Source organism: Actinokineospora pegani, assembly GCF_009745975.1.
Classification (GTDB): Bacteria; Actinomycetota; Actinomycetes; order Mycobacteriales; family Pseudonocardiaceae; genus Actinokineospora; species Actinokineospora pegani.
Map to the genome: position 1 here is coordinate 77,917 of NZ_WHOL01000101.1, position 12,964 is coordinate 90,880.

Annotated in this window: 14 protein-coding genes and 1 pseudogene; 8 read left to right on the forward strand and 7 right to left on the reverse strand. The window is 74.3% G+C overall.

Annotation, left to right across the window (positions count from 1 at the left end; translation table 11 throughout):
- The first annotated feature begins 59 nt into the window (after nucleotides 1–59).
- The 6 genes from paaA (at nucleotide 60) to GCL84_RS19670 (ending at nucleotide 4,498) form a co-directional block, all read left to right on the forward strand.
- The gene (paaA, locus tag GCL84_RS19645; RefSeq protein WP_156756979.1) at nucleotides 60–1,010 is read left to right on the forward strand and encodes a 1,2-phenylacetyl-CoA epoxidase subunit PaaA; all 951 of its coding nucleotides are present in this window, start codon (nucleotides 60–62) and stop codon (nucleotides 1,008–1,010) included.
- The gene (paaB, locus tag GCL84_RS19650) at nucleotides 1,007–1,306 is read left to right on the forward strand and encodes a 1,2-phenylacetyl-CoA epoxidase subunit PaaB (RefSeq protein WP_156756980.1); all 300 of its coding nucleotides are present in this window, start codon (nucleotides 1,007–1,009) and stop codon (nucleotides 1,304–1,306) included. Before paaA ends, paaB begins: the two co-directional genes overlap by 4 nt.
- Before the next feature lie 11 nt (nucleotides 1,307–1,317).
- A complete protein-coding gene (gene paaC, locus GCL84_RS19655; protein ID WP_156756981.1) occupies nucleotides 1,318–2,229 on the forward strand; it encodes a 1,2-phenylacetyl-CoA epoxidase subunit PaaC in 912 nt (303 codons plus the stop codon).
- Between the two features lie 5 nt (nucleotides 2,230–2,234).
- The gene (gene paaD, locus GCL84_RS19660; RefSeq protein WP_156757000.1) at nucleotides 2,235–2,726 is read left to right on the forward strand and encodes a 1,2-phenylacetyl-CoA epoxidase subunit PaaD; all 492 of its coding nucleotides are present in this window, start codon (nucleotides 2,235–2,237) and stop codon (nucleotides 2,724–2,726) included.
- 1 nt (nucleotide 2,727) lies between these two features.
- Nucleotides 2,728–3,804, forward strand: coding sequence for a 1,2-phenylacetyl-CoA epoxidase subunit PaaE (gene paaE, locus GCL84_RS19665; RefSeq protein ID WP_156756982.1), 1,077 nt, complete (start codon nucleotides 2,728–2,730; stop codon nucleotides 3,802–3,804).
- Nucleotides 3,805–3,871: 67 nt separating this feature from the next.
- The gene (locus tag GCL84_RS19670) at nucleotides 3,872–4,498 is read left to right on the forward strand and encodes a TetR/AcrR family transcriptional regulator (RefSeq protein ID WP_156756983.1); all 627 of its coding nucleotides are present in this window, start codon (nucleotides 3,872–3,874) and stop codon (nucleotides 4,496–4,498) included.
- Nucleotides 4,499–4,733: 235 nt separating this feature from the next.
- Here GCL84_RS19670 and GCL84_RS30165 read toward each other — a convergent pair whose 3' ends face one another.
- The 3 genes from GCL84_RS30165 to GCL84_RS19685 form a co-directional block, all read right to left on the reverse strand.
- Nucleotides 4,734–4,994: a UBP-type zinc finger domain-containing protein gene (locus GCL84_RS30165; protein WP_156756984.1), complete on the reverse strand. Its 261-nt coding sequence runs from the start codon at nucleotides 4,992–4,994 to the stop codon at nucleotides 4,734–4,736.
- Between the two features lie 112 nt (nucleotides 4,995–5,106).
- Nucleotides 5,107–6,363, reverse strand: coding sequence for an alpha/beta hydrolase family esterase (locus tag GCL84_RS19680; RefSeq protein WP_156756985.1), 1,257 nt, complete (start codon nucleotides 6,361–6,363; stop codon nucleotides 5,107–5,109).
- A gap of 122 nt (nucleotides 6,364–6,485) precedes the next feature.
- Nucleotides 6,486–7,670 carry a zinc-dependent alcohol dehydrogenase gene (locus GCL84_RS19685; protein WP_156756986.1) on the reverse strand — a complete coding sequence of 395 codons (1,185 nt, stop codon included), beginning with the start codon at nucleotides 7,668–7,670 and terminating at the stop codon, nucleotides 6,486–6,488.
- Between the two features lie 106 nt (nucleotides 7,671–7,776).
- On the opposite strand from GCL84_RS19685, the gene GCL84_RS19690 reads away from it, so the two are divergent.
- Both GCL84_RS19690 and GCL84_RS19695 read left to right on the forward strand, forming a co-directional pair.
- Nucleotides 7,777–8,220, forward strand: coding sequence for an SRPBCC family protein (locus GCL84_RS19690; RefSeq protein ID WP_156756987.1), 444 nt, complete (start codon nucleotides 7,777–7,779; stop codon nucleotides 8,218–8,220).
- The gene (locus GCL84_RS19695; protein ID WP_156756988.1) at nucleotides 8,217–9,005 is read left to right on the forward strand and encodes an SDR family NAD(P)-dependent oxidoreductase; all 789 of its coding nucleotides are present in this window, start codon (nucleotides 8,217–8,219) and stop codon (nucleotides 9,003–9,005) included. Before GCL84_RS19690 ends, GCL84_RS19695 begins: the two co-directional genes overlap by 4 nt.
- 242 nt (nucleotides 9,006–9,247) lie before the next feature.
- Here the strand turns inward: GCL84_RS19695 and GCL84_RS19700 are convergent, their stop codons facing one another.
- The 4 genes and pseudogenes from GCL84_RS19700 to GCL84_RS29400 all read right to left on the reverse strand — a co-directional run.
- Entirely contained in the window at nucleotides 9,248–10,840 is a 1,593-nt protein-coding gene (locus tag GCL84_RS19700; RefSeq protein ID WP_235926465.1) for a phytoene desaturase family protein, read from the reverse strand.
- A gap of 75 nt (nucleotides 10,841–10,915) precedes the next feature.
- Nucleotides 10,916–11,965 carry an LD-carboxypeptidase gene (locus GCL84_RS19705; RefSeq protein ID WP_156756989.1) on the reverse strand — a complete coding sequence of 350 codons (1,050 nt, stop codon included), beginning with the start codon at nucleotides 11,963–11,965 and terminating at the stop codon, nucleotides 10,916–10,918.
- A gap of 42 nt (nucleotides 11,966–12,007) precedes the next feature.
- Nucleotides 12,008–12,781: an ESX secretion-associated protein EspG gene (locus GCL84_RS19710; RefSeq protein ID WP_197523368.1), complete on the reverse strand. Its 774-nt coding sequence runs from the start codon at nucleotides 12,779–12,781 to the stop codon at nucleotides 12,008–12,010.
- Nucleotides 12,774–12,964 (reverse strand): annotated as a pseudogene (locus GCL84_RS29400) (hypothetical protein); the annotation flags it as partial. The pseudogene GCL84_RS29400 and the gene GCL84_RS19710, both read right to left, overlap by 8 nt.

The following is a 12,964-nucleotide window of genomic DNA, read 5'->3' on the forward strand; positions in this document are numbered from 1 at the left end:
GTCCTCTGTGCCACCGTAATACAGAACGTTCGGTCAGTAAATCGCCCGTAGGAGGTCTGATGACCACCGCCGCCGAGCCGCGACTCGCCGAGCACTTCGAGGCCACCATCGCCCGCCACGACCGGATCGAGCCGCGGGACTGGATGCCGGAGGCGTACCGCGCGACGCTGGTGCGCCAGATCGCGCAGCACGCGCACTCGGAGGTCATCGGCATGCAGCCGGAGGGCGACTGGCTGACCCGGGCCCCGTCGCTGCGGCGCAAGGCGGTCCTGCTGGCCAAGGTGCAGGACGAGGCCGGGCACGGGCTCTACCTGTACTCCGCGTGCGAGACCCTCGGCGTCACCCGCCGCGAGCTGACCGAGAAGCTGCTCGACGGCAGGCAGAAGTACTCCTCGATCTTCAACTACCCCACGCTGTCCTACGCCGACGTCGGCACCATCGGCTGGCTGGTCGACGGCGCCGCCATCTGCAACCAGGTGCCGCTGTGCCGCACCTCGTACGGCCCCTACGGCCGGGCGATGATCCGCGTCTGCAAGGAGGAGTCCTTCCACCAGCGGCAGGGCTTCGAGCTGCTGATGACGATGATGCGCGGCACCGACGAGCAGCGCGAGATGGTCCAGGAGTCGGTGAACCGGTTCTGGTGGCCCGCGCTGATGATGTTCGGCCCGCCCGACGACGCCTCGCCCAACACCGCGCGGTCGATGGCCTGGGGCATCAAGCGCGACACCAACGACGAGCTGCGCCAGAGGTTCGTGGACATGTCCGTCCCGCAGGCCGAGGTCCTGGGCGTCACGCTGCCCGATCCGGAGCTGGCCTGGAACGAGCAGCGGCAGGCGCACGACTTCGGCGAGCCGGACTGGGACGAGTTCTGGGCCGTGGTCAACGGCGACGGCCCGTGCAACGCCCAGCGGATCGAGCACCGGCGCCGCGCCCACGACGACGGCGCCTGGGTGCGCGCGGCCGCGACCGCCTTCGCCGCCCGGCAGGCAGAAGGAGGGCGGGGCCGGTGAGCGGGCGCGAGACCAGCCCCGAGTGGCCGCTGTACGAGGTGTTCGTGCGCGGCAAGCGCGGCCTCAACCACGTCCACGTCGGCTCGCTGCACGCCGCGGACGACACGATGGCCGTCCTGCACGCCCGCGACGTCTACACCCGCCGCAACGAGGGCGTGAGCGTGTGGGTGGTGCGCTCCGCGCACATCACCGCGTCCAGCCCGGACGAGAAGGACCCGATGTTCGCCCCCAGCGGCGACAAGGTCTACCGGCACCCCACGTTCTACGAGATCCCGGACTCCGTCCCGCACATGTGAGGGGTTCTCCCGTGCCTGCGCACCACGATCACGAATCCGTCTACTCGGGACTGCTGGTCAACGACGCGCACTGGGCCTTCGGCACCGACTTCGAGGACCCGCTGGCGGGCGTCGACACCACCGTCCCCGACGGCGTCGACCCGGCCGTGCTCGCCCGCTACTGCCTGGTGCTCGGCGACGACGCGCTGGTCCTGTCGCACCGGCTGACCGAGTGGTGCGGCCGCGCCCCGGACCTGGAGGAGGACATCGCGCTGGCCAACATCGCGCTGGACCTGCTCGGCCAGGCCCGGCTGCTGCTCGCCCGCGCCGCCGCCGCGGACCCGTCGTGCGTGCCCGCGCTGCCCGAGGGCTCGCCGGTGCCCGCCGAGGACGCGCTCGCCTACTTCCGCGCGGACCGCGACTTCGGCAACGTGCGCCTGGTCGAGGTCCCCAACGGCGACTTCGCCGAGACCACCGCCCGGCTGCTGCTGTTCGCCACCTGGCGCCTGGCCCTGTTCGAGCGCCTGGCAGGCAGCCGCGACGCGGTGCTGTCCGCCGTGGCCGCGAAGGGCCGCAAGGAGCTGTCCTACCACCGCGACTTCGCGGGCCGCTGGTTCCTGACCCTGGCCCAGGGCACCGAGGAGTCGCGCCGTCGCGTGCTCGACGCGCTCGGGGGCCTGTGGCCGCTGTGGCCGGAGCTGTTCCGGTCGCACCCGGTCGAGACCGCCGCCGCCCAGGCCGGTGTCGGCGTCGACCCCGCCTCGGTGGCGGCCGAGGTCGACGCGGTCCTGGCGCGGGTGTTCGCGGCGGCGGACGTGCCCCGCCCGGAAGCGGCGCCGCGGGTGGGCGGAGCGGGCCGCGACGGCGCGCACACCGAGGCGCTGGGCCGCATGCTGGCCGAGATGCAGGTCGTCGCCCGCGCCCACCCCGGGGGCCGGTGGTGACGACCCTGGACCGCGCCCGCGCCGCCGCCGAGTCGGTGGTGGACCCGGAGCTGCCGATGCTGACCCTGGCCGACCTCGGCGTGCTGCGCGCGGTCGAGCTGGCCGCCGACGGGGCGGTGCGGGTGGCGATCACCCCCACCTACTCCGGCTGCCCGGCCATGGCCGCCATGCGCGACGACCTGGTCCGCGAGCTGCGTGGCGCCGGGTTCGCCGAGGTGCGGGTCCGGATCGCGCTCGACCCCGCCTGGACCACCGACTGGATCACCCCGCGCGGCCGGGCCGCCCTGGCCGCCGCGGGCATCTCCCCGCCCGGCCCGGCACCGCGGCGCGGCGGCCCGGTCGTGCTGGACCTGCTGCCACCCCGGCGCGACGTGCGCTGCCCGCGCTGCGAGTCCGCCGACGTCGAGCTGACCTCGGAGTTCGGCTCCACCGCGTGCAAGGCGCTCTACCGCTGCCGCGCCTGCCTGGAACCGTTCGACCACGTGAAGGAGATCTGAGGTGACCAGCACGGTCGCAAGCCCCCCGACCCGGTTCCACACCCTCACCGTGGCCAGGGTCGACCAGGTCACCGACGACGCCGCCGCGATCACCCTCGAGGTCCCCGACGAGCTGCGCGCGGTGTTCGACTTCGCCGCGGGCCAGTCGCTGACGCTGCGCCGGGTGGTCGACGGGGTCGAGCACCGGCGCGGCTACTCGATCTGCGCGGCGGTGGGGGAGCGTCCGCGCATCGGCGTCCGCGAGATCCCCGGCGGCGTGTTCTCCACGTGGCTGGTCCGCGAGGTCCGGCCGGGGGACGTGATCGAGGCGCGGGCACCGACCGGCGGCTTCCGCGCCGACCCGGGCGCGGGCGGGCGGCACCTGTGCGTCGCGGCGGGCTCGGGCATCACGCCGGTGCTGTCCATCGCCTCGTCGGTGCTGCGCGACCCGGACAGCCACGTCACCCTGCTCTACGGCAACCGCGACACCGGCTCGGTGATGTTCGCCGAGGAGCTGGCCGACCTCAAGGACGCCCACCACCACCGCTTCGACCTCGCGCACGTGCTCTCCCGGGAGCCGCGCGAGGTCGAGCTGTTCTCCGGCCGCCTCGACGCCGACCGCCTGCGCCGCCTGCTGCTGAGCCTGGTGCCGGTCGCCGCCCTCGACCACGTGTGGCTGTGCGGGCCGGTGGGCATGCTCGCCGACGCCCGCGCCGTCCTGGCCGAGCTGGGGGTGGACCCGGCCAAGGTCCACTTCGAACTGTTCTACGTCGACGAGCCGCCGCCCCGGTTGCGGCACGCGGACAAGGTCGCCGAGGGCGCGACCAGCGAGGTGACCCTCGTCCTCGACGGCCGGAGGACCACCACGTCGCTGCCGCGCGGCACGACCGTCCTCGACGGCGCCCAGAGGGTGCGCGGGGACGTGCCGTTCGCGTGCAAGGGCGGGGTCTGCGGCACCTGCCGGGCGCTGGTGCGCGGCGGTGAGGTGGACATGGTCCGCAACTACGCCCTCGATGCCGACGAGGTCGCCCGCAACTTCGTCCTGACCTGCCAGAGCTTCCCCGTCACCGCCGCGGTGACCGTCGACTTCGACGCCTGATGCCCCGGTGGCGGCGTCCCGGCACCGGCCGACCGCGCGTTCGCCACGGGGTGCGAGACTGCCGGGCATGTCCCGCGCAGGCCGACCAGCACCCCCCGACCCCGGGGCCAAGCGGCGCGGCAGGCCGGGCTACGACCTGGAGACGCTGCTGACCGCCGCGGCCACGCTGTTCACCGAGCGCGGCTACGACGGCACCAGCATGGAGCACCTGTCCCAGCGGCTGGGCATCACCAAGTCGGCCATCTACCACCACGTGCCCAGCAAGCAGGAGCTGCTGCGGCTGGCCGTGGACCGGGCGCTCGACGGCCTGTTCGAGGAGGTCGAGCGGGTGGCCGCGGTCGAGGGCCCGGCCATCGACCGGCTCGAGCAGCTCGTGCGCGGCAGCGTCCGGGTCCTCGTCGAGCGGCTGCCCTACGTGACCCTGCTCCTGCGCGTGCGGGGCAACACCGAGCCGGAGCGGGCGGCCCTGGCCCGCCGCCGCGAGTTCGACCACATCGTCGCCGCCCTGGTGGCGCGCGCCGCCGAGGAGGGCGACCTGCGCCCGGACGTCGACCCGGCCACCGCCACCCGCCTGCTGTTCGGCATGGTCAACTCCATCACCGAGTGGTACCGCCCCCGCCGCGGCGCCGATCCGGCCGCGCTCGCCGACACCGTCGTCGCCGTGGCGTTCGCGGGGTTGCGCACCCGGGGTTGAGTTCGGGGTGAGACGGCCGGGCCCGGTGTGCTGTCAACTCGCGCCGGAGGCCAAGCCCGCCTCGGTTGCGGGCGGTGCGGACGCGGTCGTCGAGCCGATCCGGCGCGACGCCCAGGTGGACACCGGCGGCGCGCTGTCGCCGGTCAACGCGTGGACGCCCCCGCCACCTCCGCGCCCTCCTGCCCAGCCGCCTGAAGCTCGACCTGCGCCTGCGCGGCCGGGGACCGGGCGTGGGTCAGGCGCCGGTCTGGTGCACGAAGCACCAGCGCCAGGTCTCGCCCGGTTCCAGTGAGCGGATCACCGGGTGCTTGAGCGCGGCGGCGTGCCTGCTGGCGTGCCGTTGCGGCGAGGAGTCGCAGCAGCCCACCCTGCCGCAGGTCAGGCACAGGCGCAGGTGGACCCAGCGGGTGCCGTCGGCCAGGCAGTCCGCGCAGCCGTCCTGGGTGCTGGGGACCGGGTCCGGGGTGCTGTCGGCGAGTTCGGGGCAGATGGGCACGGGGCGCTCCTCGCTGTGGCGGCGTGGTGGGCCGAAAATAACCCCTGCGGCCCGGTCCGGCCACGGCAGCGCGGGCGACCTGGGTCCGCGCCCGGTGGTCGCCGCCCGCGGTCTAGAGCGTGTGGTGGGAGACGAAGTCCCAGATGACGGTGTTGGCGTCGAGGTCGCGGCCCGCGACCCCGAGCCACGGCACGGGGTAGGCGTCACCGCCCGGCCAGGCGTGGCCCGCGCCGACGACCTGGTAGAGCACCACGGGGGCGGCGCAGCCGGTGTAGTCGTGGCGGACGGCCGTGGTGCCGTCGTCGGGGTGGGTGTCGGGCAAGGGGGTGGAGGTGGGCTGGGGGGCGCAGCCGTTGTGGCGGGCCCAGAACCGCGCGGCGGGGACGGTGGTGGAGTAGGGGACCAGGGGGTCCGCGTCGCCGTGGACCATGGCGATGGGGATGGGGCGCGCGGGGGCGCACGTGCTCGGGTCGTTGAGCTGGCCCGCGACGGGGGCGTAGGCGGCGAAGACGTCGGAGAGCAGGCAGGCGGTGAGGCTGGTGAAGAAGCCGCCGTTGCTCATGCCGGAGGCGTAGGTGCGCCGCTGGTCGCCGCCGAAGCGGTCGTGCACCTGGGCGAGCAGGGCGCGCACGAACCCCGGGTCGTCGACGTCGGGGGCGGGGGTGCCCGCCAGGACGCCCTGCCAGCCGATGCCGAAGTGCTCGGGGATGACCAGCAGGTAGCCCTCCCGGTCGGCGTGCGGGGACAGCTTGTCGAACTGGTCGGAGATGGCGGGCGACTCCAGCATCCCGGGGAAGTGCACCAGGACCGGCAGCCCGCGCACCCCGCCCAGCCCGGCGGGCACCCGCACGACCGCGTTGCGGTCCTGCCCGGCGTGGCGCAGCCGCACCGCGTGGTCGCCGGGGTCGAGCACCCGGTCGACGACGGTGATGGTGGCGGGCACCAGGCCGCGCTTGCCCGCCTTGGTCACCTCCACCAGCCCGGACCAGCGCACGGTGTCCGCGGCGACCCGGTCCACGCCACCGGACACCGACGCCTTGACCCGCACGCCCGCGTCCTCGACGGTGATCTCGCCCGTCAGCCCGATGATCCCGCGCCGCAGCCCGAACGCGGCCGTCGCCCCGTTCGCGAGCCCGGCCCGCCCACTGACCTCCTTGACGCGGTAGTCGCCGATGTCGTCCAGCACCGCGATCCCGCCGTCGACGACCGACGAGGTCAACCGGTAGTCGGGGGTCGACACCTCGACCAGATCCGCGGGCCCAGCCTGCGCGGCGACGGCGGCGCCACCGCCGGACCCGGTCAGCGAGCCGACCACGGCGACGGCCACCGCCAGCACACCGATCGGCCGTAGCACCGTCCGAACGCGCAAAGGGGCCTCCTGCTCTCGCCGGAGGCCCCATGCTGGCAGTCACCCAGCCCGCGGTCCTAGTACCGCCGCGGACAACTTCCCCGGCGGCTTTGTGGTGCCCGGTGACGGAAACACGGCCCAGGTCACGGCTTGAAGAGGATCTTCACCGCGCCGTCTTCCTTCTTCTGGAACATCTTGTAGGCGTCCGCGGCGTCGGCCAGCGGCACGTGGTGGGTGGCGAAGGAGTCCACGCCGAGCGGGTCGTCGTCGGTCAGGTGCGGGAGGATGTCGTCGACCCAGCGGTGGACGTTGGCCTGGCCCATCCGCAACTGGATCTGCTTGTCGAACATGGTCATCATCGGCAGCGGGTCGGCCATCCCGCCGTACACGCCGGACAGCGAGATGGTGCCGCCGCGGCGGACCACGTCGATGGCCAGCCGCAGGGCCTCCAAGCGGTCGATGCCCACGGTGGTCATGAGCTTCTCGGCGATGGCGTCGGGCAGCAGGCCGACGGCCTTCTGGGCGAGTTCGGCGACCGGGGCGCCGTGCGCCTCCATGCCGACCGCGTCGATCACCGAGTCCGCGCCGCGCCCGCCGGTCAGGTCGCGGATGACCTCGCCGACCTTGGACCCGTGCTCGCGCAGGTCCACCGTGCGCACCCCGTGGGCGGCGGCCCTGGCCAGCCGCTCGGGCACCAGGTCCACGCCGATGACGTCCTCGACCCCGCGCAGCCGGGCGATCCTGGTCGCCATGTCCCCGATCGGGCCCAGGCCCAGCACCACCAGCGACCCGCCCTTGGGCACGTCGGCGTAGGCCACCGCCTGCCAGGCCGTGGGCAGCACGTCGGACAGGTACACGAACCGGTCGTCGGCCGGGCCGTCCGGGACCTTGATCGGCAGCTTGTCGGCGAAGGGCACCCGCAGGTACTCCGCCTGCCCGCCGGGGACGCTGCCGTAGAGCTTGGTGTAGCCGAACAGCGACGCGCCCATGCCCTGCTCGCGCACCTGGGTGGTCTCGCACTGGGAGTGCAGGCCCTGGCCGCACATGAAGCAGTCGCCGCAGGAGAGGTTGAACGGGACCACCACCCGGTCGCCGACCTTGAGCGAGTTGACCCCCGGCCCGACCTCCTCGACCACGCCCATCGGCTCGTGGCCCAGGATGTCGCCCTCGGTGAGGAAGGGGCCCAGCACCTCGTACAGGTGCAGGTCCGAGCCGCACAGCCCGGACGAGGTCACCCGGATGATGGTGTCCGTCGGGTCCTGGATCACCGGGTCCGGGTGGGTCTCCACGCGGACGTCGCGCTTGCCGTGCCAGGTGACAGCCTTCACCGTTCCTCCAAGGGAGATCGTGGTTCCCCGAGGCCTACCCGCCAGTCGGGACGACAAACGCCCGGTGCGTGGGGTTGACCCGGCGGTGTGCGGGTACCACAGGGACATGGCCGAAGTGACCAGAGTCGTCGATGTCCCCGCCCAGAGCCTGTGGGCCGTGATCGCGGACGGGTGGACCTACGCTGGGTGGGTCGTGGGCGCCTCCCACATCCGCCGCGTGGATCAGACCTGGCCCACGGTCGGCTCGCACATCCACCACAGCGTGGGCTCGTGGCCGCTGACCATCGACGACACCACCGAGGTGCTGCGGATGGAGCCCCAGCGCCTCATCGAGCTCAACGCCCGCGCCTGGCCCACGGGGGAGGCGCGGGTGCGCATCGAGCTGGACCCGGTGACCGCGGACAGCACCCGGGTGCGGATCGTGGAGCAGGCCTCCAGCGGCCCCGGCGCCCTGCTCCCCAAGCCGCTGCAGGACGCGATGCTGGTCCCGCGCAACCGGGAGACCCTGAGCAGGCTCACCGACCTGGCCCTGCGCCGCAGCGGAGGATGACCGTGCGCACGATCCCAAACCCCTTGGCCGTCGTCACCGGCGCCTCCAGCGGCATCGGCCTGCAACTGGCCAGGCAGTTCGCCGACCAGGGCATCCCCGTGGTGATGGTCGCCGACGACGACCGCGTGCACGCCGAGGCCGAGAAGCTGCCGGGAGCCCACGCGGTCCAGCTCGACCTCCGGCTGCCGGAATCGGTGGACGAGCTGGTCAAGCGCGTCGTCGAGATCGGCCCGCCGACCGCGCTGGCGGTCAACGCGGGCGTCGCCGCGGGCGGGGCCTTCGTGCACGAGACCTCGATGGCCGAGCAACTGTCCGGGGTGGACCTGAACGTGCGGTCGGCCGTGCAGCTCGCCAAGGCGCTCATCCCCGGCATGGTGGACCGCGCACACGGCCGCGTCCTGTTCACCTCGTCGATCGTCTCGGTGACACCCGGCCCGTACCAGTCGGTCTACAACGCGTCGAAGGCGTTCCTGAAGACCTTCGCGGGCGGCATCCGGGAAGAGCTCAAGGGCACCGGGGTCACGATCACCACCCTGATGCCGGGCCCGACGGGCACCGACTTCTTCGCCAGGGCCGGGATGCTGACCACCCGCCTGGCCACCTCGGTGCCCAAGGACGACCCGGCCGTGGTCGGGCGCCAGGCGTTCGACGCGATGATGTCGGGCAAGGCCTCGGTCATCAGCGGGTCCCCGCTGAACCACCTCGGCTACCTGGCGGCGCTGCTCGTCCCCGACCGGGTGATGGCCGTCGCGCACAAGTGGATCTCCAAGCCGCGCGCCGCGTGACCCGGACGTTCGCTGGATGGCGGTCTAGGACGAGTTTGTCGTAGCGGGTCGCGGCGGTGCCGTGATTGCGCCGAGGTCACCCCGGCCTCGGCGCGGCCTTGGACCTGTCGCTTGAGCCGCGCCCACGTCCCGTCGGCCACCACGGCCCTGCCCTGGTATCGGCGATAACGGCATCCGTCAGATCACCATGCGCCACACGACGAGCTGATCAAAGCCCTCGATCAACGTTCGGCGGACACGCCCTAGCCGTGCAGCGCCCTGGTGACCCGGCGCATGCCCGCGCGGTAGGCGGGGCCGTACCAGGACTGGGCGGCCAGCGCGGCCTTGGCGGCGTTCGCGCCCGCTGACCCGTGGACGCCGCCGCCCGGGTGCGCCGACGCCCCGGCCAGGAACAGGCCGTCGACCACCGTGTCCGGCCGGGCCAGTCCGGGGGTGGGGCGGAAGACGAGCTGCTGGTGGATGCCTGCGGTGCCCTGGTTGATCGCGCCGCCGCTGAGGCTGGGGTTGGCGCGTTCCAGGTCGCCGGGGCCCGCCACCGAGCGGCCCAGGACGAGGTCGCGGAAGCCGGGGGCGTGGTGCTCGACGATCCCCTCGAGCTGGTCCGCCGCGCGGGCCAGCTCGTCGGCCGACCACTTCTTGGCGCGGGGCAGGTGGGTGTAGGCCCAGGCCGTCTCCGTGCCCGCGGGGGAGCGGCTGGGGTCGGCGGTGGTCATCTGGCCCATGAGCAGGAACGGGTGCCCGGGGACCCGTCCGCTGTCGAGGTCGTGGGTGGCGGTGGCCAGGCCGTTGAGGTCGACGCCGAGGTGGACGGTGCCCGCCCCGGCGGCGTCGCGGGCCCGCCAGGGGATCGGGCCGGACAGCGCCCAGTCGACCTTCAGCGTGGCGTCGTCCCAGTCGAAGCGGTCCAGGTCGCGGCGCAGACTGCCGGGCAGCAGGTCGGCGCCCACCAGGTCGAGCAGCAGGGTCGGGGCGGGGACGTCGGCCAGCACGGCGCGGGTCGCCCGGATGTCGTCGCCGTCGGCGGTGCGCACCCCCAGCGCCCGGCCGTGGCCGACGTGGACCTTGGTGACGGGCCTGCCGCACTCGACCCGGCCGCCCGCCGCCCGCAGCCGCGCCACCAGCGCGTCGACCAGCCCGCCCGCGCCGCCCCGCGGCACGGGGAAGCCGACGTCCTGGGCGAGCATGCACAGCAGCCAGCCGAACACGGCGCTGCCTGCCTGGTCGGGTCCGAGGTCGGTGTGCTGGGCGTTGCCCGCCAGCAGGATGCGCGCGCCGTCGCCGTCGAACAGCTCCTCGCCGAACCGGCGCGCGGGCAGGGTCAGCGCCCGGGCGTCGCGCAGCGCGCCGCCGAGGCCCAGCGTGCGCAGCAGGCCCAGCCCGGCGCGCACCGGCGGGAACGGGCGCAGCAGCACCGCCAGCAGGTCGTCGCGGATGTCGAGGTAGTGCCGGTACAGGGAACACCACGCCCGGCCGTCCCCGGCGCCGAACGCGTCCACCGACGCGGCGGTGCGGTCCAGGTCGCGCGACAGCAGCGCCACCCGGTCGTCCGGGAAGACGTGCGCCAGCACGTCCGGCGCGTGCTCCCAGCGCAGGCCGTGGCTGCCCAGGTCGAGCTCCTGGACCACGGGGGACCCGGCGCCGAGCGGGTAGAAGGCGCTGAACACGTCGTGCCGGAACCCGGGAACGGTCAGCTCCGCGGTCTTCACCGCCCCGCCCGGCTCGTCCGCCCCCTCCAGCACCAGCACGTCCCAGCCCGCGTCCGCCAGCAGGTTCGCCGCCACCAGCCCGTTGGGCCCCGCCCCGATCACCACCGCGTCGACCACGTGGCTCCTCACCTCGATCCTGCCGGAGATCTACCTGTTCCCCCACCAGCCAACCACGCGGCCCTCCCGGCTGCTGGAAAGCGCCGGTCAGGCGTAGTCGGCGAAGATCCGGCGCTCGGTCCCGTCAACGGTGATCGGGCCGCCGTGCGGGAGGACCCACTGCGGTCTGGTGTGTCCGAAAGGGACACCCACGCAGACCACCGCCTCGGGGTTGTACCGGGAGATCACGGCGACGACCGCGTCGCGCTGGGCGGCGCGCAGCGCGACGCGGTCGGCCGCCGGGGGGCGGCGGGTGAGGTCGGACACCGGAGGCCTGGCGAGGAGGACGGCGTCGACCGCGCCGAGGAACCCGCGTTCCCCCAGGGCCCGGACGATCCACGCGACCTCGCGCGCGGGCAGCAACTCCTCGGACGTCTCGACGATCAGCACGCCCCCGTCGAGGGCCCGCGGCGGGAAGGCGAACCGCCCCGCCGTGAGAATCCACTGCAACACCTCGACGCACCCGCCCCAGCTCCGCCCGGTCACCGAGCGCGCGGGCCCGTGCCAGCTCCACGGCTCGGTGGCCTCGCGCTCGCCGAAGGACACCAGCGCCCGCGGGTCGTCCCAGGAGACGCCGACGTCCTCGGACTCGCCGGGATCGGTGACCTCGAGCCGTTCCCCGGTCAGCAGGGCCGCGCGCAGCGACCGCGCGTGGACGTCGTCCACCGCGGGCCCGGGGCCGAGGTGGACCTGGGACGACCCGCCGTAGAAGCTCGCGATGCCGTTGCCCCACAGCCACTGGTGCAGGTTGGTGTTGTCACTGGTCCCCAGGAACGGCTTCGGGTCGGCCCTGGCCTTCTCCGCGTCCAGGTGCGGGACCACGGTGATCTGGTCCTCGCCCCCGACGACGGCCAGGATCGCCCGGATGCCCGGATCGGCGAACGCCGCGTTGACGTCCGCCGCCCGGTCCCGCGGGTCCGCCCCGGTCCGGCGGGTCGTCGGGTACTCGACGGGGACCAGCCCGGTCACCTCGACGAGCCTGCGCATCGCCTGCTCGTGCACCTCGGGGAACGCCCCCGCCGCCGCGAACGACGGCGAGAGCACGGCGACGCGGTCGCCCTCCCGGGCCTTCGGTGGGTGGACGAGTTCTCGCGCCATGCCCGAGATGCAAGCACGCCGCCCGCGGCGGCGCACCCGGGTTCAGCGGCCGCCCGCGACCAGGTCGCCCAAGGTGCTGACCATGACCGCGCGCAGCGTCCGGTCGTCGAGGGGGCTGACGGTGACCCACTGGCGGCCGTCGGCGGCTGTGGTGGTCACGGCCTGGTAGCGGCCGTCGTCGGCGCGGTCGAACCAGCGGGTGGCCAAGAGGCGGGCGCGGTGGCCCGCGGCGTCCCGGGCGCAGGCGGCGATCTGGCCGCCTGCGGGGTGGGGGGTGCGGAGGAGTTCGCGCAGCTCCCCCGACACGGCGGTCCCGCGCTCCCAGGGCGAGTCGGCGGCGGTGGTGGGGGCCGTGAGGGCGTCCAGGGGCACCGGGTCGGGGCGCCAGGCACCCGGTGGGGTGTAGGGGAGTTCGGTGGCGACGGGGTGGGTGAGGTCCGGGTCGTCGAGTTCGGTGATCCGGACGTCACCGCCGCGGTGGGGGGTGGGGCCGGGCTCCTGGCGCAGGTGGACGACGTGGCCGTCGCGGCGGGCGGTGATGACGCGGACGGGGGAGTCGCCACCGGCCAGCCAGGTCGAGTCGAACCAGGTGTCGGCGCGGGCCAGGGTGGTCAGGGCGGCGGCCAGGCGGGGGTCCGGGCCGGTGTGGAACAGCCCGGCCGCCCGCAGCTCGGCCTTGGCGCGGTCGACCAGGGCCGCCCGCTCGGACGCGGTCCGCCCGACGCGCCCGGCCTGCACCGGGAACGGCAGGTCGCCGAGGTTGAGCCAGTCCCACACGAGGCGGAACCGGCCTGCCTCGAACGACCACTCAGCCACCGATGACAGGCCGCGCATACGGCTCCCCCGGGGAGAACAGCCCGCTGTCCTGCTTCTGGACGAACTTCGTCTGGTGCTCCTGGTCCTCCTCGCGCCGCGCCCCCGCGCCGCCGCCCGCGCCGAACGGCCCGGCGCCGGGCCGTGCCGACGACCCGCCCGCCACCCGGCCCGAGGCGGGCGGGG

Bases quoted from the DNA above. Each gene is read 5' to 3' on its own strand.
- paaA (WP_156756979.1), top strand. From the start codon at position 60: ATGACCACCGCCGCCGAGCCGCGACTCGCCGAGCACTTCGAGGCCACC.
- GCL84_RS19670 (WP_156756983.1), top strand. From the start codon at position 3,872: ATGTCCCGCGCAGGCCGACCAGCACCCCCCGACCCCGGGGCCAAGCGG.
- GCL84_RS19690 (WP_156756987.1), top strand. From the start codon at position 7,777: ATGGCCGAAGTGACCAGAGTCGTCGATGTCCCCGCCCAGAGCCTGTGG.
- GCL84_RS19695 (WP_156756988.1), top strand. From the start codon at position 8,217: ATGACCGTGCGCACGATCCCAAACCCCTTGGCCGTCGTCACCGGCGCC.
- GCL84_RS19705 (WP_156756989.1), bottom strand. From the start codon at position 11,965: ATGGCGCGAGAACTCGTCCACCCACCGAAGGCCCGGGAGGGCGACCGC.